The organism is bacterium (assembly GCA_026129405.1).
Classification (GTDB): domain Bacteria; phylum Desulfobacterota; class Binatia; order DP-6; family DP-6; genus JAHCID01.
In genome coordinates, this window is sequence record JAHCID010000007.1 from 1 (window position 1) to 17,958 (window position 17,958).

At 73.9% G+C, this 17,958-nt stretch carries 17 protein-coding genes; 5 read left to right on the forward strand and 12 right to left on the reverse strand.

All coding sequences use genetic code 11. From position 1 onward, the window contains the following. Window positions 1-186: 186 nt before the first annotated feature. The 6 genes from cobA to KIT14_20365 form a co-directional block, all read right to left on the reverse strand. Complete coding sequence (gene cobA, locus KIT14_20340) at window positions 187-1,695, reverse strand: uroporphyrinogen-III C-methyltransferase (GenBank protein MCW5892869.1); 1,509 nt, start codon at window positions 1,693-1,695, stop codon at window positions 187-189. Beyond that, complete coding sequence (gene hemC, locus KIT14_20345; GenBank protein ID MCW5892870.1) at window positions 1,692-2,606, reverse strand: hydroxymethylbilane synthase; 915 nt, start codon at window positions 2,604-2,606, stop codon at window positions 1,692-1,694. Before hemC ends, cobA begins: the two co-directional genes overlap by 4 nt. 2 nt (window positions 2,607-2,608) lie before the next feature. Then, a complete protein-coding gene (gene hemA, locus KIT14_20350; protein ID MCW5892871.1) occupies window positions 2,609-3,946 on the reverse strand; it encodes a glutamyl-tRNA reductase in 1,338 nt (445 codons plus the stop codon). A 1-nt stretch (window position 3,947) separates the two neighbouring features. Beyond that, window positions 3,948-4,769: a cytochrome c biogenesis protein CcsA gene (gene ccsA, locus KIT14_20355; GenBank protein ID MCW5892872.1), complete on the reverse strand. Its 822-nt coding sequence runs from the start codon at window positions 4,767-4,769 to the stop codon at window positions 3,948-3,950. Then, complete coding sequence (locus tag KIT14_20360; GenBank protein MCW5892873.1) at window positions 4,766-5,410, reverse strand: bifunctional precorrin-2 dehydrogenase/sirohydrochlorin ferrochelatase; 645 nt, start codon at window positions 5,408-5,410, stop codon at window positions 4,766-4,768. The genes ccsA and KIT14_20360 overlap by 4 nt, the downstream gene beginning before the upstream one ends. 65 nt (window positions 5,411-5,475) lie before the next feature. After that, window positions 5,476-6,870, reverse strand: a complete 1,395-nt coding sequence (locus tag KIT14_20365; protein MCW5892874.1) for a transglycosylase SLT domain-containing protein — start codon at window positions 6,868-6,870, stop codon at window positions 5,476-5,478. A 159-nt stretch (window positions 6,871-7,029) separates the two neighbouring features. Here KIT14_20365 and KIT14_20370 point away from each other — a divergent pair, with 159 nt between their 5' ends. Genes KIT14_20370 through KIT14_20380 form a run of 3 tightly spaced genes read left to right on the forward strand, consistent with a single transcriptional unit; the run spans window position 7,030 to window position 10,182 of the window. Beyond that, window positions 7,030-8,457: an ABC transporter substrate-binding protein gene (locus tag KIT14_20370; protein MCW5892875.1), complete on the forward strand. Its 1,428-nt coding sequence runs from the start codon at window positions 7,030-7,032 to the stop codon at window positions 8,455-8,457. Beyond that, complete coding sequence (locus KIT14_20375; protein ID MCW5892876.1) at window positions 8,457-9,368, forward strand: ABC transporter permease; 912 nt, start codon at window positions 8,457-8,459, stop codon at window positions 9,366-9,368. The genes KIT14_20370 and KIT14_20375 overlap by 1 nt, the downstream gene beginning before the upstream one ends. Continuing rightward, complete coding sequence (locus tag KIT14_20380; protein MCW5892877.1) at window positions 9,358-10,182, forward strand: ABC transporter permease; 825 nt, start codon at window positions 9,358-9,360, stop codon at window positions 10,180-10,182. Before KIT14_20375 ends, KIT14_20380 begins: the two co-directional genes overlap by 11 nt. Before the next feature lie 7 nt (window positions 10,183-10,189). Here the strand turns inward: KIT14_20380 and mutM are convergent, their stop codons facing one another. The 6 genes from mutM to KIT14_20410 form a co-directional block, all read right to left on the reverse strand. Further along, window positions 10,190-11,002, reverse strand: coding sequence for a bifunctional DNA-formamidopyrimidine glycosylase/DNA-(apurinic or apyrimidinic site) lyase (gene mutM / locus KIT14_20385; protein MCW5892878.1), 813 nt, complete (start codon window positions 11,000-11,002; stop codon window positions 10,190-10,192). A 4-nt stretch (window positions 11,003-11,006) separates the two neighbouring features. Further along, window positions 11,007-11,849 (reverse strand): 16S rRNA (adenine(1518)-N(6)/adenine(1519)-N(6))-dimethyltransferase RsmA, encoded by an 843-nt coding sequence (rsmA, locus tag KIT14_20390; GenBank protein MCW5892879.1) that lies wholly within the window; start codon window positions 11,847-11,849, stop codon window positions 11,007-11,009. After that, the gene (tsaD, locus tag KIT14_20395; protein MCW5892880.1) at window positions 11,849-12,868 is read right to left on the reverse strand and encodes a tRNA (adenosine(37)-N6)-threonylcarbamoyltransferase complex transferase subunit TsaD; all 1,020 of its coding nucleotides are present in this window, start codon (window positions 12,866-12,868) and stop codon (window positions 11,849-11,851) included. The genes rsmA and tsaD overlap by 1 nt, the downstream gene beginning before the upstream one ends. After that, window positions 12,865-14,403 (reverse strand): DegQ family serine endoprotease, encoded by a 1,539-nt coding sequence (locus tag KIT14_20400; GenBank protein ID MCW5892881.1) that lies wholly within the window; start codon window positions 14,401-14,403, stop codon window positions 12,865-12,867. Before KIT14_20400 ends, tsaD begins: the two co-directional genes overlap by 4 nt. Next, the gene (locus KIT14_20405) at window positions 14,400-14,840 is read right to left on the reverse strand and encodes a DUF1844 domain-containing protein (protein ID MCW5892882.1); all 441 of its coding nucleotides are present in this window, start codon (window positions 14,838-14,840) and stop codon (window positions 14,400-14,402) included. The genes KIT14_20400 and KIT14_20405 overlap by 4 nt, the downstream gene beginning before the upstream one ends. Window positions 14,841-15,182: 342 nt before the next feature. Next, window positions 15,183-16,094, reverse strand: coding sequence for a hypothetical protein (locus tag KIT14_20410; protein MCW5892883.1), 912 nt, complete (start codon window positions 16,092-16,094; stop codon window positions 15,183-15,185). Between the two features lie 40 nt (window positions 16,095-16,134). Here KIT14_20410 and cysK point away from each other — a divergent pair, with 40 nt between their 5' ends. Next, a complete protein-coding gene (gene cysK / locus KIT14_20415; GenBank protein MCW5892884.1) occupies window positions 16,135-17,079 on the forward strand; it encodes a cysteine synthase A in 945 nt (314 codons plus the stop codon). After that, complete coding sequence (larE, locus tag KIT14_20420; protein ID MCW5892885.1) at window positions 17,076-17,936, forward strand: ATP-dependent sacrificial sulfur transferase LarE; 861 nt, start codon at window positions 17,076-17,078, stop codon at window positions 17,934-17,936. Before cysK ends, larE begins: the two co-directional genes overlap by 4 nt. Window positions 17,937-17,958: the final 22 nt, after the last annotated feature.

The following is a 17,958-nucleotide window of genomic DNA, read 5'->3' on the forward strand; positions in this document are numbered from 1 at the left end:
CGCCGAAGGCCTGGATGATTCGCTCGGCCGGGCCGGGCGCATCCGGCGCGGCGTCGCCGGCGGAGCGATCGGGCTCGCCCGGGGGGTCCTGGGTCGATGATGGAGGCGGCGCCATTGCGCGGTTCCTCTGGCTTCGGCCCGGTGCGTCGACGGCGATCCGCCGCGGGGGCCGGCGCGGCCGGAACGCTAGAGGCCCTGGCTCTGATCCACGGCGTCCAGCAGCCCGCCCAGGTCCGGCCGTTCCGCGATGCGTACCGTACGCCAGCGTACGATGCGGAGCGCGCGCGCGATCTGGTCGCTGAGCGCGAAGGCGGTCACGGAGACGAGGGCGGGTTGCAGCTTCGCCTTCTGCGCCAGCGTAACAAACTGCGCGGCGGTGCGAACGGAAAAAAACAGGATGCCGTCCGCCGAATGCTCGGACAGTGCGCGTACGGCGGTGGGCGGCAGCTCGGTCGCGACCAGCGCGCGGTACACGGCGATCTCGCGCACCTCGAACCCCAGCGGCTCCAGCGCCGCGGCCAGGCTGAAGGACACCGTCTCGGCGGCGGGGTGCAGGATCGCCCCGTCGTCGGGATGCAGCCGCCGCGCCAGCAGGTCGGCCAGGTCCTCGCCGGTCCCGTCGGCGCTGACCACGGTGCGGAAGCCCGAGGCGTGGGCCACCTGCGCCGTCGCCTGGCCGACCGTGAAGACCGGCAGCGCGGGGGCGTCGTAGCGGGCGAAGAATGCGCGCACGCCGTTGGCGCTCGTGAAGACGATCCAATCGTACGCGTCCGCCGCGGCGACCGCGCGCTCGAGCGGGGCGGGATCGACGGGCGGATCGAGCACGATCGTGGGCGCGACGAGAACCTCCGCGCCGCATGCCTCGAGGAGACGCGCCAGCTCGGGCGCCTGGTCGCGCGGGCGCGTGACCACGATGCGACGCCCGAGCAGCGGCCGATCCGTCACCCAGGCGACCTGCTCGCGCAGCTCGACCACCCGGCCGATCACCAGCACCGCCGGGGCGCGCACGGCGGCGGTGCGGGCCTGCTCCGCGAGCGTCGCCGCGGTCGCGACCACGGTGCGCTGGGTGCCGAGCGTGCCGCGCTCGACGACGGCAGCGGGCATCGCCGGATCGAGTCCGCCTGCGAGCAGGCGCTCGAGGATGGCTTCGAGGTGGCGGATGCCCATCAGGAAGACGAGCGTCCCGCCGAGCCGGGCGAGGAGCTCCCACGGCAGCTGGGGGGGCGCGCTCGGGACGTCGGGCGTCGCGGCCTGGTGCCCGGTCGCGATCGTCACCAGCGACGCGTGGGCGCGGTGCGTGACGGGGATGCCCGCCCAGGCCGGCACCGCGAGCGCCGACGTAACCCCGGACACGACCTCGAACGGCACGGCCGCCGCGCGCAGCGCCGTGGCCTCCTCGCCGCCGCGTCCGAAGAGGAACGGGTCGCCGTTCTTGAGGCGCACGACGAGCTTGCCCTCGCGTGCCCGCGCGATCAGCAACGCCTCGATCGCCTGCTGCGAGAGGCGGTGCGGATCGCCGTGCGAGGAGCCGACGCGGATCACCTCGGCCTCGGGCCGCACGGCCTCGAGCAGGCGGCCATGGACGAGATAGTCGCAGACGACGACGTCGGCGGCGGCGAGCCACTCGCGGCCGCGCAGCGTGAGCAGTCCCGGATCGCCCGGCCCCGCCCCGACGAGGACGACGCGGCCGCTCATCGCCCGAGGAGCCGTCCTGCACCGCGCGCGAGCAGCTGCGCGGCCAGCGCCGCTCCCAGCCGCTCGGCGTCGCCGCGCGCCGCGTCGTCGTGCGCCTCGACGCGCTCGCGACCGTCCGGGTCGATCACCATGGCGCGCAGCGCGACCCGTGCGCCGGCGACTTCGGCGTGGGCAGCCATGGGCGTGTTGCAGTCGCCGCCGATGGCGTGGAGGAAGGCGCGCTCGGCGGCGACGGCGACCTCGGCGTCGGCGTCGGCGACGACGCGCAGACAGGCGCGCGTCGCCGCGTCGTCGGCGCGGCATTCGAGCGCCAGCGCCCCCTGCCCGATCGCCGGGAGCAGCAGCTCGGTCGACAGCGGCCGCGCGGCCGGCTCCGCGATCCCGAGCCGCGCGAGTCCGGCGGCGGCGAGGACGAGCGCGTCGACCTCGCCGGCGCGCCACTTGCGCAACCGCGTGTCGACGTTGCCGCGCAGGAAGACGATCGCGAGGTCGGGTCGGTGCGCGAGCAGCTGCGCGCGCCGGCGCACGCTCGCCGTGCCGACGCGGCTGCCCGCCGGCAGCGCGGCGAGGCCGGCTGCGTGCGCGACCAGCACGTCGCGTGCGTCGGCGCGCGGCGGCACGGCACCGAGCATGCACCCCGGTGCGAGCGTGGCCGGCAGATCCTTCAGCGAGTGCACCGCGCAGTCGATGCGGCCGTCCTGGAGCGCCTCCTCGATCTCCTTCACGAACAGGCCCTTGCCGCCGGCGGGCGCCAGCGGTCCCTGCTGGAGCCGGTCGCCCGTGGTGCGGATCGGGACCAGCTCGGGCGCGCGGTCGGGATGTGCGGCGGCGAGCGCATCGCGCACGTGCCCCGCCTGGGCGAGGGCGAGGGCGCTGCCGCGGGTGCCGATGCGCAGGGGGAGCCCGGGCATCCTCACGCGTCCTCGTCGTCGTCGCCGGGGACGGGAACGGCGGCGAGTGCCGCGTCCGGCGCGTCCTCGCCGAGCTGGAACAGCGCGCGCGCCGCCTCGACGTAGAACGACTCGCCCGGTGCCGCCTGGTGCCCGCGCAGCGCGGTCAGCGGTGCGTGGAGTATCTTGTTGACGATGGCGCGCGTCAGACGCTCGATCGCCTCGCGCTGGCGCGCGTCGACGGGCCCGAGCGCCGCGAGGTGACGCGCCAGCTCGCGCTGCCGGATCGCCTCGACCTTGTCGCGGATGGCGACGATCGTCGGCACGACGTCGAGCCCCTCGAGCCAGCGCCAGAACGCGTCGACCTCCGCATCGACGATCGCCTCGGCGCGCAGCGCCTCGGTGGCGCGCGCGCCCTGATTCTCGGCGATCACGCCGTCGAGGTCGTCGATGTCGTAGACGTACACGCCGTCCAGCTCCTGTACCGCCGGCTCGATCGCGCGCGGCACCGCGAGGTCGATGATGAACATGGGACGATGCCGCCGCTCGCGCATGGCGTCCTCGACCTGCCCGCGGCGCAGCAGGAAGTCGGGACCGGCGGCGGCGGCGCCGATCACGAGGTCGGCGAGCGGGAGATACCGCGCCAGACGCTCGAACGGAACCGGCAGACCGCCGAGCTCACGCGCGACGTCGAGCGCACGCGCGTAGGTGCGGTTCGCGACCAGCAGCGAGCCGGTGCCGCGCGCGAGCAGCTGGCGGGCCGTGACCTCGCCCATGGTGCCCGCGCCCACGAGCAGCGCCGTCTTGTCGGCGAAGCGCTCGAAGATGCCGCCCGCCAGCTCCACGGCGGCCGACCCGACCGACACCGCCTTCTCCGCGATGCCGGTCTCGCTGCGCACCCGCTTGGCGACCGAGAACGACTTGTGGAAGCAGCGGTGCAACACGCGCCCCGACGTACCGAGCGACGCCGCGACGGCGTACTGGTCCTTCAGCTGCCCCAGGATCTGCGGCTCGCCGACCACCATCGAGTCGAGGCTGGCGGCGACGCGGAAGAGATGGCGCACGGCCTCGCGTCCCTCGTGCACGTACAGCGCCTGGCGCAGCTCCCGCGTGCCGCAGCCGTGGACCCGCCCCAGGAACTCGGGAATGGCGTCGGACGCCGCGGCCGCGTCGCCGCCGTAGGCCACCACCTCGACGCGGTTGCACGTGGAGACGATGACGCCCTCCTGCACCCCCGGCAGCGTCACGAGCTCGCGCAGCGCCGGCTCGATGACGCCGTTCGCGAACGCCACCTGCTCCCGCAACGCGATCGGTGCCGTGTGGTGGCTGAGTCCGATCACGACGATGCCGTGTCCCTCCACGTCAGTACCCGCGGCCGTGGATCCCGAGTCCGAGCAGGTTGACGCTCACCAGCGACGCCACCAGCACCGTGAACCCCGCGATGGTGAGCTGCGCCGCCCAGCGCCCGCGCCACCCGGCCGTCATGCGCCCCTGGAGCAGCACGACGTAGAGGCCCCACACGAGGAGCGTGAAGACGACCTTCGGATCGCCCGTCCACGCCTGCCCCCACGCCTCGTGCGCCCACACGATGCCGGTCACGATGGCGACCGTGAGCAGCACGAGACCCCACTGGAGACAGGTGTGGCTCAGCCGGTCGAGCGTCTCGAGCGACGGCAGGCGGCGCAGGACGCCGCGCCCGCGGTGGGCCTTCAGGCGGCGCTCCTGGACGAGATAGAGAACGCTCGCGCTGCATGCGATGCCGAACACGGCGTCGCCGAGGAACGCGAAGGCGACGTGCACCGGCAGCCACAGGCTGCGCAGCACCGGCGGCAACGGCTCCGCCCCGCCCTTCAACACGCTCGCGGCGAGCGTCAGGCCGAACGCGAGCGGCATCACGACCGCCCCGAGGGCGAGGAGTCCGGTGCGCCGCTGGAGCACCAGGAACAGGGCGACCAGCACCGCCGCCAGCATCGACAGCGCCTCGCCCTGGGTCGCGACCGGCAGGTGCGCCACCTGCGCACCGCGCAGGACGATCGACACCACGTGCAGGAAGAGCCCGCCGCCGAGCAGCCAGCCGAGGAGTCGCGTCGGAAACTCGCGCTGCGAGGTGATGGCGGTGAGCACCGCCGCGGTCGCGGCCAGATAGAGCCCGGCCGCGCAGCGCAGCAGCAGTATCTCCATCATCGTGAGGGCGCCTCGAGACCAAGCGCGCCGAGCGTGCAGGCGCGGCCCGCGACCTCGGCCAGCAAGCGGTCGATGCCGGGGCGATCGTCGCGACGGACGAGCTCGAGGAGGTCGGAGTCGAGCAGCGCGGCGAGAACCGCACCGCGCCCCGGCCCGGCGTCGAGGCGCCGGCGGACGGCACCGAGAATCGTCAGGTAGGTGTCGTACTCGGGCCCGACGAGATCGGCGAGCCGGCGGCGCAGGCGTGCGGCCAGCGCGGGGCTCTCGCCGCCGGTACCGACGGCGATCTGGAGGTCGCCGCGCGTGACCACGGCGGCCGCAAAGAAATCGCAGGCGGCGGGGACGTCGAGGACGTTCAGGAGCACCCGCTCGCGCCGCGCCTCGTCCTCGAGGCGGGCGATCAACGCCGCGTCGGCGGTGACGGCGTAGCAGAGCGCGGCGCCGCGAAGGTCGCCCGCTTCGTACCCGCGCCGTAGCCAGCGCATCCCCGCCTCGGCCCCCGGCGGCAGCTCCGGCGCGATGATCGTGACCGCGGCCCCGGCCTCGCGACAGGCCAGGGCCTTGGCGAGCGCGGCCTCGTCGCCCCCGACCACCACGCAGGCGCGCCCCTCGAGGCGCAGGAAGACGGGGTGGGTTCGCATGGCCGCAACCGATGCTACCAGCGGCCCCCGATCCACAAAACCGGGACGGCCTACCCGCCGCGCCGTCAGCTCTTGCTGGGGATGCGCAGGACCTGGCCGGGACGGATCGAGGCCGAGCGACCCATGCGATTGGCGCTCTTCAGCGCCGTGACGCTCACGCCGTAGCGCTGGGCGATGCCCGACAGCGTCTGGCCCTTCGTCACCTTGTGGGTGGCGAAGGCGCGCGCGTTCTTCGTCTTGCCCTCGCCGCGCGGCGGTGCCGCCGGCCTGGCGACGCGCGTGACGCGCGTTTCGGCCTGGATCTCGGCGAAACGCTCGTCGAAGCCGCTCGCACCCGCCGCCGGGATGCGCAGGGCATACCCGGAGGGGATCGCGCGCGCGCCGCTGAGGATCGGGTCCATCAGGGCCGGGTTGAGCGCCGCCAGCGTGTTCCGATCGGTGCGGGCGACGCGCGCGGCGGCCTCGAAGCCGATCGGCGCCTCGAGCGCGCGCACGCGGGTGGGATCGAGCGGCCACTGCGGGACCTGGCCGAACCAGGCCTCGTGGTGCTTGTCGACGTCGAGCGCGGCGAGGAACTCGGCGTAGAAGTTGCGCGACGCGAAGCCGAACGCCGGACCGTCGTAGTGGCGGACGATGTGTCCGATGTCGCGGCTGCCGGTCTCGCGCACGGCACGGGCGAGACCGCCGGGGCCGTGGTTGTAGGCGGTGATGGCGAGCGGCCACGAGCCGAGGCGCTGATGCGAGTCGCGCAGGAAGCGCGCCGCGGCGCGCGTCGCGAGGATGGGATCTCGGCGCTCGTCGACGACGTTGTCGACCTGCAAGGCGAAGATCTTCCCGGTGCTCGGCATGAACTGCCAGATGCCGGCGGCGCCGACCTTCGAGTACGCCTCGAGGTTGAAGCACGACTCGATCAGCGGCAGCCGCGTCAGGTCGGTCGGCAGCCCCTCGTCGCGGAAGATACGCTCCATCTCCGGGAAGTAGCGCCGCGCGGTGCGATAGCCGTGCTCGAACTTCTCGCGGATGCCGCGCTGGGTTCGCAGCCGCTTCTCGCCCGCCGCCACCTCGAACTTGCGCGGATCGGTATCGCGCGCGAAGAGGTCGTAGATGCGCTTCTCGTCGGCGGGCAAGGTGGCCGGATCGACGCCGGCGGCGAAGCGCGCGAACAGGGCCCGCAGCCGCGCCAGCTCCTGCTCGATGGCGTCCTTCTCGATGCGCTCGAGGCGGATCGGACCGATGCTCGGATCGGCCGCGAGGGCGCGGAAGTCGAGGACGCTGTAGATGCGGTCGAGATCGATGGTGTCGTGGACGACGATCTGCCGCTTGCCGTAGTCCGCGAAGATGGTGCGCCAGAAGCGGATCTGGTGCTCCATGCTGGCGGGACGCGGGAAGCTCGCGTTCGCCGCCTGCGCGACGACCGGAACGAGCCAGAGGAGGGCTGCGACGACGAGTGTCCGCATCATGGTCTCCCAGCCTCCTCTGCACCTCGACCGCACCACATGCGAAGGTACCAAAGGGCTCCGAGAGGAGTCAAACAAATCTCCGCGCAGGTGCTCTGCGCCCTGCTCCTCGCGGCCGTGGCGTGCGCGCCGGCGCCCGGTGCCGCGCCGTCCGGACCCGTCGTGGTGGCACTCGACGCCGACCCGCAGAGCCTCGATCCGCGCTTCGGCAGCGATGCGACCGCGGCCCGCGTGGCCGACCTGATCCACCTCGGTCTCACTCGCGGCGACGACGGCGCGCATCGCCTGCCGGCCCTGGCGACGCGCTGGACGCAACCCGACCCGACGACCGTGATCTTCACGCTGCGGGACGACGTCCGCTTTCCCGACGGAACGCCGCTCACCGCCGACGACGTACGCGCGACCTACGAGGCGGTCCTCGACCCGGCCGTCGGCTCGCCGAAACGGGCGGCGCTGGCCGCCCTCGCGACCGTCGAGGCTCCCCACCCGCAGACGGTGGTGATGCGGCTGCGCGAGCCGTTCCCGCCCTTCCTCGACGCCACCGGGCTCGGCATCCTGCCCGCGGCCCGAGCCCGCGAGGCGGGCGAGGTCGCCGTCGGGGCCGGACCGTATCGGGTGCGGGAACGACGGACGGGCGAGCAGATCGTGCTGGTCGCGAATCCCGGCTGGCCGGGCCCCCGCCCTGCCCTCGACCCGCTCGTCCTGCGGGTCGTTCCCGACGCCATCACCCGGGTGCTCGAGCTGGCGCGCGGCGGGCTCGACCTGTCGCAGGACGTACCCGAGCCCGAGCTCCTCGACTGGCTCGCCGCCCGCCCCGGGCTCGCCGTGGAGCAACGTACCGGCACCAGCTTCGGCTACCTCGCGCTGAACCAGGGCGATCCGCGCCTCGCCGATCGTCGCGTGCGGCGCGCGCTCGCCCACGCCCTCGACCGCGAGACGCTGCTGCGGGTCGTGCTCGGCGGCCACGGTCGGCTCGCGACCGGCATGCTGGCACCCGAGCACTGGGCCCATGCACCGGTGCCCGCGCCGCGCTACGACCCGGCCCGCGCGCGCCGCCTCCTCGACCGCGCCGGGCTGCGCGATCCCGACGGCGGCGGGCCGGCGCCGCGCCTGCGTCTCGTCTACAAGACGTCCGGCGTGCCGCTGCGACGACGTCTTGCGGAAGCGATCCAGGCCCAGCTCGCCGCGGTCGGCGTCGCCCTCGACGTGCGTACCTACGAGTGGGCGACGCTGTTCGCCGACGTGCGCGCCGGCCGCTTCGAGACCACGGCGCTCGCCTGGGTCGGCGTCGGCGATCCGGACCTCTACTTCCTGACGCTGCATTCGACGATGGTGCCGCCGGCCGGCTACAACCGCGGCCACTTCGCGAGCCCGGTGATGGACCGTCTGCTGGCGCGCGCCCGATACGCCTCCGATCCCGCCGAACGGCGGCGGCTCTACGCGCGCGTCCAGCGGCGCGCCGCGCACGACCTCCCGATCGTGCCGCTCTGGTGGGAGGACCGCGTCGTCGTGCGCTCGACGCGCCTCACCGGCTTCGCGCCGACGGCGAGCGGCGCGCTCGACGCGCTCGCGCGGGCCCGACTCGACTGATGTTGCGCCGGCTCCTTCTGTGCGTGCCGACGCTGCTCGGCATCTCGCTGCTCGTCTTCGCCTTCCTCGCGCTCGTGCCCGGCGACCCGGTCGAGATGATGCTCGGCGAATCGGCGGCGCCCGCCGACTCGGCGGCGGTGCGGGCACAGCTGGGCCTCGACCGCCCGCTCGTCGAGCGGCTCGCGGCCTTCCTCGGCGACCTCGCACGCGGCGATCTCGGCACCTCGATCACCTACCGCGCGCCGGTGGCGCAGGTCATCGCCGAGCGCTGGCCCGCCACGCTCGAGCTGGCCGCCGCCGCGTTCGTCACCGCGCTGCTGCTGGCCCTGCCTCTCGGCGTGCTCGCCGGGCTGCGCCCGCACGGGCCCGGCGATCGCCTCGCTCGTCTCGTGAGCCTGGCAGGGACGTGCCTGCCGAGCTTCTGGGTCGGGCCCCTCCTCGTCCTCGTGTTCTCGTTCTGGCTCGGCTGGCTGCCGGTGTCGGGGCGGGGCGGTCCCGCCCACCTCGTCCTGCCGGCGGTGACGCTCGCGCTCGGCATGGCGGGCGTCCTCGTGCGCCTCACGCGCGCGAGCCTCCTCGTCGCGTTGCGCGAGGACCACGTCCGCACGGCACGCGCGAAGGGGTGCAGCCCGGGACGGGTCCTCGTCGTGCACGCGCTGCGCACCGCGCTCGTGCCGGTCGTCACGGTCGCGAGCCTCCAGGGCGGCGCACTCCTCGCCGGAGCCATCGTCACCGAGACCGTGTTCGCGTGGCCCGGACTCGGGCGCCTCATGGTGCAGGCGATCTCGACGCGCGACTACCCGCTCGTGCAGGGCTGCGTGCTGGTCCTCGCCGCGGGCTACGTCCTCGTGAACGCGCTCGCCGACGTCCTCGCCGCGCGCCTCGACCCGAGGCTCCGCGATGCCGCGTAGCCGGCGGCGGGGTCGGCGCGGCGTCGCCGCCGCCCTGACCGGCCTCTTCCTGCTGGCGCTCGCCGCCGTCGCGGCGCCGCTCCTCACGCCGAACCCGCGCACCACCGACCTCGACGCACGGCTGCGGCCGCCGAGCGCCGCGCACCCGTTCGGCCAGGACGCGCTCGGGCGCGACGTGCTGGCGCGCGTCCTCGGCGGCGCCCGCGTCGCGCTCGGGGTGGCGGTCGTCTCGGTGGCGATCTCGCTGGCGCTCGGCGTGCTCCTCGGCGCGCTGGCCGGCTTCGCCGGCGGCTGGGTCGACGTCGTCGTCTCGCGACTCGTCGACGTCTTCCTCGCGTTCCCCGGGCTGCTGCTGGCGATCGCGCTCGCGGCCGTCCTCGGCCCGGGCATCGGCAACGTCGTGGTCGCGCTCAGCGTCCTCGGCTGGACGGGTTACGCCCGGCTCGCCCGCGGCGAGGTCGCGCGGCTCGCGCGGCGCGACTTCACCCGTGCCGCCCGGGCCCTCGGCGCGACGCCCACGCGCATCGTCGGGCACCATCTGCTGCCCCTCGCCGCACCGGCGCTGCTCGTGCAGGCGGCCTTCGGGCTGTCGGCCGCAGTGATCGCGGAGGGCAGCCTGTCGTTTCTCGGGCTCGGCGCGCCGCCGCCCGACCCGACCTGGGGCGGCATGCTCGACGAGGGACGCCAGTTCCTGCTCGTGGCGCCGCACCTCGTCGTCTTTCCGGGCCTCGCCCTCGCCGGGACGGTGCTCCTCTTCCAGCTGCTCGGCGACGCCCTCCGCGACCTGCTCGACGTCCGCGACGAGCCGGCCTGAGCGCCCGTCAGCGCTGGCAGCAGGCGCACCAGAACGTCGACCGCCCGGCGATGACGCGCATCCGCACCGGCGCGCCGCACACGAGGCACGGCGCGCCGGCGCGGTCGTAGACCGCATGCGCGTCCTGGTACGAGCCGGGATCGCCGGCCTGGTTGCGGAAGTCGGAGATCGACGACCCGCCGCGCGCGATCGCGGCGCCGAGCACGACGCCGGTCTCGGCGACGATGCGCGCGCAGTCCGCGCGCGAGAGCCGTCCGGCGGCGCGACCCGGCCGGATGCCGGCGCGGAAGAGGATCTCGCTGACGTAGATGTTGCCCAGCCCCGCGATCTGCCGCTGGTCCATCAGCAGCGCCTTCACCGACGTCCGCCGCCGCCGCGAGAGCGCGAAGATCAGCTCCGGCGTGTAGCCGGGTGCCAGCGCGTCGACGCCCGGAACCGTCTCGCGCGCGACGTCCGCCGCGGCGACGACGTCGATGCGGCCGAAGCGACGCGCGTCGTTGTAGATCAGCCGGCCCCCGCCCTCGAGGTCGACGACGACGTGATCGTGCGCGGCATAGGCGTCGCGTGCGGGGCCGATGGTCAGCCGTCCGGTCATGCCGAGGTGGACCAGCCACACGGCGGCGTCGTCGAGCGGCGCCAGGATGAACTTGCCGTGCCGGCCGAGGTCGGTGATGCGGCGCCCCGCGAGGCGCGCCGGGAGATCGGTCGCCACCGGCACCCGCAGGCGACCGTCACGCACCGTCACGGCGGTGATGCGCCGACCCATGACGGCGGGGGCCAGGCCGCGCACGACCGTCTCGACCTCGGGAAGCTCGGGCACGGCGTCAGCCTCCGAGCGCGCGCGCCAGACGCGCGAAGTCGGCGAGGTCGAGCGACTCGGCCCGGCGGCCCGGGTCGACGCCCGCCGACGCGAACGCCGCGGTCAGCGCCGCGGCGTCGAAGCCGCGCGCCACGGCGAGCGCGCCGAGTGCGTTGCGCAACGTCTTGCGACGCTGGCCGAACGCCGCGCGCACGAGGGCGCGGTAGCGCTCGGGATCGCCGACGTCTGCGCGCGGCGCCGCACGCCAGCGCACGTCGACGACCGCCGACTCGACCTTCGGCTGCGGCACGAAGCTGCGCCGCGAGACGCCGAACGCGATCGCGACCTCGGCCCAGGTCTGCACGAGGACGCTGAGGACACCCCAGTCCTTCGAGCCCGGCCGGCTCGCGAGGCGCTGGGCCACCTCGCGCTGGAGCATCAGCACTGCACGCGGGAAGCGGTGCCGCAGCGCCAGCAGGCGGAAGAGGATCGGCGTCGCGATGTTGTACGGCAGGTTGGCGACGACCGTGACCTCGGGCTCCGCCACCAGCGTCTCGAGCGGCAGCGCCAGGACGTCGCCTTCGACGAGGCGCACGCGCGGGTTGTCCCGATGCCGCTCGGCGAGCCGCTCGGCGAGACCACGGTCCACCTCGACGAGGTAGAGCCGGCCCACCTCGGCGGCGAGCGTGTCGGTGAGAGCCCCGAGGCCGGGGCCGATCTCGAGCACGACCGACTCCCGGCCGACGCCCGCGCACGCGACGATCCGCCGCACCACTCCCGCGTCGCAGAGGAAGTTCTGCCCGAAGCGGCGCTGCGGGCGGAGACCGTGCTGCGCGAGCGTCTCGCGGGCCTCGCGCCGCAGCCCCATCACCCCGTCCAGGGCGCGCCGAACGGCAGCGCTGCGTCGGCCTCGACGTCCATGCCGTCGCTCTCGCCCGCGGCGAGCCGCGGCCAGCCCGCCAGCGCGATCATCGCCGCGTTGTCGGTGCACAGCGCTGGCCGCGCGACGATCACCTCGACGCCGCGCTCGGCTCCCATCGCGTGCATGCGCTCGCGCAGCCGGGCGTTGGCGGAGACGCCGCCCGAGACGACGAGCCGCTCGACGCCGGTCGCGTCCAACGCCTCTGCCGTGGTCTCGACGAGCATGTCGACGAGCGCCTCCTGCACGCTGGCGGCGAGGTCGGGGATGTCGCCGGCGGCGGGCGGGTTCGCGCGCACGTGCTGCCAGACGGCGGTCTTGAAGCCGCTGAAGCTCAGGTCGAAGCGGCTGCGCTTCACGCGCGCGCGGGGAAAGCGCAGCGCCCGGGGATTGCCGCCGGCGGCGATCTTCTGGATCGCGGGTCCGCCCGGATAGCCGAGGCCGAGCGTCTTCGCGACCTTGTCGAAGGCCTCGCCGACGGCGTCGTCGCGCGTGCGCCCGAGACAGGCGTAGTCGCCGCGGGCGCGCGCCAGATAGAGCCCCGAGTGTCCGCCGGAGACGATGAGCGCGAGGAACGGGAACGCGACCGGCTCGTCGAGCGGTCGATCGAGGTTGGGGGCGAGGAGATGCCCCTCGAGGTGATGCACGCCCACCATCGGCAGGCGGCGGCCCATGGCGAGGCCCTTCGCCACCGACAGGCCGACGAGCAGCGAGCCGATCAGGCCCGGCCCGCGCGTGACGGCGATGCCGTCGACGTCGGCGAGCGTCGCCTCGGCGCGCTCGAGCGCCGTGTGGATCACGGCGAGAACGTTGCGGACGTGATGCCGGGACGCCAGCTCGGGGACGACGCCTCCGTACGGCCCGTGCACGGCGTCCTGCGACGAGACCACCGAGGCGGCGAGGCGGCCGTCCCGCAGGACGGCCGCCGCCGTGTCGTCGCACGAGCTCTCGATGCCGAGGACGATCACCCGGTGCCGCCGGGCTTCACCGCGAGGAAGATCGTGTTGTCGCCGCGGCGGACGAGGAAGAGGAGGCTCTTTCCCTTGCCCGCGTCGCCGACGAGCTTCTGGAACGTGCTGACGTCCTTCACGACCGTGCGGTTCACCTCGAGGATGACGTCACCGCGCCGCAGGCCCGCCTCGGCGGCGGGACCGGAAGGCTCGACCTGCGTCACGACCACCCCCTTCATGTTGCGGTCGAGGCCGAGGTTCTCGGCGAGATCGGGCGTGAGCGTCTGGAGCGCGAGCCCGAGGTCGTCGGCGGAGCCAGGTCCACCGGCGGCGGCCTCGTCCTCCTCCTTCAGCTCGGCGATCGTGACCGACACGCTTTCGACCTTCTTGTCGCGGATCACCTTCACGGTGACCGCCTTGCCGATGCCGGTGCGGGCGACGAGGAGCGGCAGCTCGGCCGAGTCGCTCACCTTCTTGCCGTCGAAGTCGACGATGACGTCCCCGACCTTGATGCCGGCCGCCTCGGCCGGTCCGTCCTTCACGACGTCGGCGACGAGGGCGCCGCGCGGCTCCTCGAGGCCGAGCGACTCGGCGATGTCCGGCGTCACCTTCTGAATCATGACACCGAGCCAGCCGCGCGTGACGCGGCCCTTCTCCTTCAGCTGCGGGATGATCTCGCTCGCGAGATCGATCGGGATGGCGAAGCCGATGCCGATGTTGCCGCCGCCGCGGCTGAAGATCGCCGTGTTGATGCCGACGACCTCCCCCTTCGTGTTGACGAGCGGCCCGCCGGAGTTGCCCGGGTTGATGGCGGCGTCGGTCTGGATGAAATCGTCGTAGGGACCCTGGTTGATGTGCCGGCCGAGCGCGCTGACGATGCCCGACGTCACCGTGTTCTCGAGACCGAACGGGTTGCCGATGGCGAGCACCCACTCGCCGACCCGCAGCTTCTTCGAGTCGCCGATGCGCACGGGCACGAGCTGCGTGCCGTTCGACTCGACCCGGAGCAGCGCGATGTCCGTCTTGGGGTCGCGGCCGACGACCTTCGCCTTCAGCTCCTTGCCGGTCGACGTCCGCACCATGATCTCGTCGGCGTTCTCGACCACGTGGTTGTTCGTGATGATGTAGCCGGAGCCGTCGATGACGAAGCCGGAGCCCAGGCTGCGCGCCTTGAACGGCCGTCGCGGCTGGCCGAAGAAGCGCTCGAATGGGCCGAAGAACTCCTGGAACGGATCGTCCTCGCCGCCGGGACCTCCCGGCGCGCCCGGGCCACCCGGACCTCCGGGCCCGCCGAAGGGCTGCGGACGCCCCCGCACCTCCTGGGTCGTGGAGACGTTCACCACCGACGGCGAGATCGCCGCCGCCAGGTCCGCGAAGTCGGGTAGCGTCACCGGCGGCGGCGGCGGAGCCGGCTCGCTCGCCTCGCCGCCGCCGAAGAGGCTGATCGCCTCGCTGCGCGGGAACAGATCGAGCCGCAGGCTCACGCCAATTCCGACCACGAAACCGATCAACGCGGTCGCGACGAGCGCCCGTCGGCTGGTCCCACTGCTCATGCCCCCTCCTTGGCGGCGCCGCGCACCAACGCGACGTAACGCATCCTCAAATCGTACAGGACCGCATCGAGCAGGCTCTGCTCGGTGGCGTCCAGATTGTTGCGGGTCTTCTCGGCGAGGATGCCGAGGATGTCGATCACCTGCTTGCCGGCCACGAGGTCCCGCTCGATCCTGCCCGTGAACGGACTCGCCATCTCGCCCAGATGACAGAGCGCCTGCGTGCTCAGCGAGAGGACGAAGGTCGAGAAGGTGAGCGGCTCGTCGGCCTCCGGGTCGCCCGGCCCGCCGAGGTCCGGCGGCGGCGCGTCGGGGGCCTCAGCTGCGGCCGGCGACGGGGGCGGCTCGGGCGGGGCTTCCGTGCGCTCCTCGCCGCTCTCGGAGAAGCGGCGCCGGTCGGTCACCTTGAAGCCACGCGACTCGTCTCGTTCGTCGGCCATGACGATCCCCCTAACGCGCAACGCTCCGCGAGGGGCGACCACCCAGCCCGCCCGCGCGTCGCGCCCGGGCCACCGTCAGCGAACGGGGGCACGCCGCGCAGGACGCGGCGCGCGCGCAGACACGCGATCGACGATCGGACGCCTCGCATGCGCGGCGACGAGCGCCGCCAGGACGAAGGTCACGATGATCATCGACACCGGGCGTCTCCGATGCAGTCGGCTTCACGGTTCTCGACGTTGGACGTCCGGTACACGCTTGGATTCTCGAACAGGTCGCGGCTTCTCGCGGACGATGACGCGAAACTGCGTTCTGGCGGACGCTAACCTCGGGGTCCCGCGCTGTCAAGGATGGCGGCGCGCAAGCGCGCGCAGTCGGCGCATCACGCGCGACGCGGGAACGTCGGCGAGCGTGCCCGGCGCGACCGGCGCCACCACGTCGAGCGCGCCGAGGGGACGCCAGCGGCGCGGCATCGTCGGGCCGAAGAGCACGAGACCGCACGCGCCCGCCGCCGACGCGAGGTGGCTGGGGCCCGTATCGTGCCCGAGCCAGACGACACCACTCGCGAGCAACGCGGCCAGATCCGGCAGCGTCCAGTCGACGATCGGCGTCGCGCCGGCGAGCGGCGCAAGCTGCATCTCCGCCGGCCCGCGCACGTCGAGAACGCTACCGCCCGCGGCCTGCCACGCCTGCGCGACCGCGGCGAAGCCGTCGTCCCGCCAGCGCTTCGCCGCCGCGCCCGCGCCGCGATGCACGGCGAGCACGGGCGACGTCGTCGCCGCCCACGCCGCGTCCGCCCGCTCCGAGCGCGGCGGTACGAGCCGCGCCCGTGCCCGCAATGCCGTGCGCGCCACCGGAGCCCCGACGGCGCGCGCATAGGCGACGGCGGCGTGCTCGGCGGCCTCGCCGCGCTCCACCGCGTGCCACGCCACCTGCGTCGCCGCGGCCGCGACGCGCGCGCGCATGGCGGGATCGCGCGCGCCGAGCCAGCTGTGGACGACGGGCGCGCCCGCCAACCAGGAGGGCGCGCGCGCTCCCCCGAACAGCCCCGCCGCGTCGGCACCGTCGAGGCTGGCGACGCGGTCGGCAATGCCGGTGACATGTGCCAACGCGCGCAACGGCTCGGACACGATCAGCGTGAGCAGCGCACCGGCGTGCCGCCGCCGCAGGGCGCGCAGCGCCGGCAACGCGAGCAACAGATCACCGAGCGCACCCGGGAAGAGAACCACGACGGCGTGAATTGACCCTGCGCGCACGCGCTGTGTATCTTCGATACGCGAGGCTTCCCGCAACGCCATGCCCCTTCCGTCGCAGGTGGCGCACACCGCGCTCGACTTCATCGGGCAGACGCCCATCGTGAAGCTGAACCGCCTCCCGCAGCTCGAAGGTCTGCGCGCCGAGTTCTGGGCCAAGCTCGAGAGCGCGAATCCGGGCGGCAGCGTCAAGGATCGCATCTGCCACGCGATGGTCGAGGCGGCGGAGCGTACCGGGCAGCTGCGCCCCGGCGGCACCATCATCGAGCCCACCAGCGGCAACACCGGCATCGGCCTGGCGCTCATCGCAGCGGTGAAGGGCTACCGGCTCGTGCTCACCATGCCGGACACCATGAGCGAAGAGCGCCGCTCGCTCCTGCTCGGCTACGGCGCGACCCTCGAGCTGACGCCCGACACCCGCGGCATGCACGGCGCCATCCGCCGCGCCGAAGAGCTGCTCGCCGAGCACGACGACTGGTACATGCCGCAGCAGTTCAGCAACCCGGCGAACCCCGAGGCGCATCGCCGCACGACCGGGCCCGAGATCGTCGCACAGCTGCCCGACCTCGACGCCTTCGTCGCCGGCGTCGGCACCGGCGGCACCATCACGGGCGTCGGGACCGTGCTCCGCGCGCGGCGTCGAGACGTCTGGATCGCGGCCGTCGAGCCCGCCGCGTCGCCCGTGCTCTCGGGCGGCGAGCCCGGCTACCACCACATCCAGGGCATCGGTGCCGGGTTCGTGCCCGACAACCTCGATCCGACCATCTACGACGAAGTCGTCACGGTCTCCGATGCGGAGGCCAGCGACTACACCCGTGCGCTGGCACGCTACGAGGGCATCCTGGTCGGCATCTCGTCGGGTGCCAACTGCGCGGCGGCGGTCCGCGTCGCCCGCAAGCTCGGCGGGACCGCCAAGGTGCTGACCGTCTTCTGCGACACCGGCGAGCGCTACCTCACCACGGGGCTGTTTCGCGCGGAGGGCATCTGACGGCCGACCTCGAGACGCGGCTCGCGACACTGCGCGCGCTCCTCGGGCGCGTCGATTCGGCGTTGGTCGCGTTCTCGGGCGGGGTCGACTCGAGCTTCCTCCTGCGGGTCGCACACGAGGTCCTCGGCCCGCGCTGCCTCGCCCTGACGACCGTCTCCGCCGCGACCCCCGAGCACGACCTCGTCGCCGCCCGCCAGCTGGCAGCCGCGCTGGGCGTCGAGCACCTCGTCGTGCCGACCGACGAGCTGGCCGTTCCCGGGTACGCCGAGAACCCGGTCGACCGCTGCTACTTCTGTAAGGACAACCTGTTCGTTCTCTGCCGGGGCGAAGCCGATCGGCGCGGCATCGCGGTCGTCGTCGACGGCGCCAATCGGGACGACCTCGGCGATCACCGCCCCGGTCTCGACGCCGCGAGCGCCCATGGCATCCGGCATCCGCTGATCGAAGCGGGACTCGACAAGGCCGACGTCCGCACCGCGAGCCGCGCGCTGGGTCTGCCGACGTGGGACCGACCGGCCAGCCCGTGCCTCTCGTCCCGGTTCCCCTACGGCACCCGTATAACGCTCGAGCGGCTCGGGCAGATCGGCCGCGCCGAGCGCGTCCTGCGCGATCTTGGCCTGCGCGAGTTGCGCGTCCGCTGGCACGACGGGGCCGCCCGCATCGAGGTGCTGCCGGACGACATGTCCGTCGTGCTCGCGCATCGCGCCGCCATCGTCGACGCGCTGCGCGGCCTCGGGTTCACGGCGGTCGGGCTCGACCTCCAGGGCTTCCGCAGCGGCAGCCTCAACGAGGGCCTCCCGCGCCAGACGCACAAAGGGCCGGGAGCGGAAACCGCCCCGGCCCCTCGCCTCCGCTAGGCACGCGGGAGGTGAAACGAAT

Coding starts and splice junctions, on each gene's coding strand:
- KIT14_20365 (MCW5892874.1), bottom strand. CDS start 6,870: ATGATGCGGACACTCGTCGTCGCAGCCCTCCTCTGGCTCGTTCCGGTC.
- hemC (MCW5892870.1), bottom strand. CDS start 2,606: ATGCCCGGGCTCCCCCTGCGCATCGGCACCCGCGGCAGCGCCCTCGCC.
- rsmA (MCW5892879.1), bottom strand. CDS start 11,849: ATGGGGCTGCGGCGCGAGGCCCGCGAGACGCTCGCGCAGCACGGTCTC.
- KIT14_20405 (MCW5892882.1), bottom strand. CDS start 14,840: ATGGCCGACGAACGAGACGAGTCGCGTGGCTTCAAGGTGACCGACCGG.
- cobA (MCW5892869.1), bottom strand. CDS start 1,695: ATGAGCGGCCGCGTCGTCCTCGTCGGGGCGGGGCCGGGCGATCCGGGA.
- KIT14_20375 (MCW5892876.1), top strand. CDS start 8,457: ATGTTGCGCCGGCTCCTTCTGTGCGTGCCGACGCTGCTCGGCATCTCG.
- cysK (MCW5892884.1), top strand. CDS start 16,135: ATGCCCCTTCCGTCGCAGGTGGCGCACACCGCGCTCGACTTCATCGGG.
- ccsA (MCW5892872.1), bottom strand. CDS start 4,769: ATGATGGAGATACTGCTGCTGCGCTGCGCGGCCGGGCTCTATCTGGCC.
- KIT14_20400 (MCW5892881.1), bottom strand. CDS start 14,403: ATGAGCAGTGGGACCAGCCGACGGGCGCTCGTCGCGACCGCGTTGATC.
- KIT14_20380 (MCW5892877.1), top strand. CDS start 9,358: ATGCCGCGTAGCCGGCGGCGGGGTCGGCGCGGCGTCGCCGCCGCCCTG.
- KIT14_20360 (MCW5892873.1), bottom strand. CDS start 5,410: ATGCGAACCCACCCCGTCTTCCTGCGCCTCGAGGGGCGCGCCTGCGTG.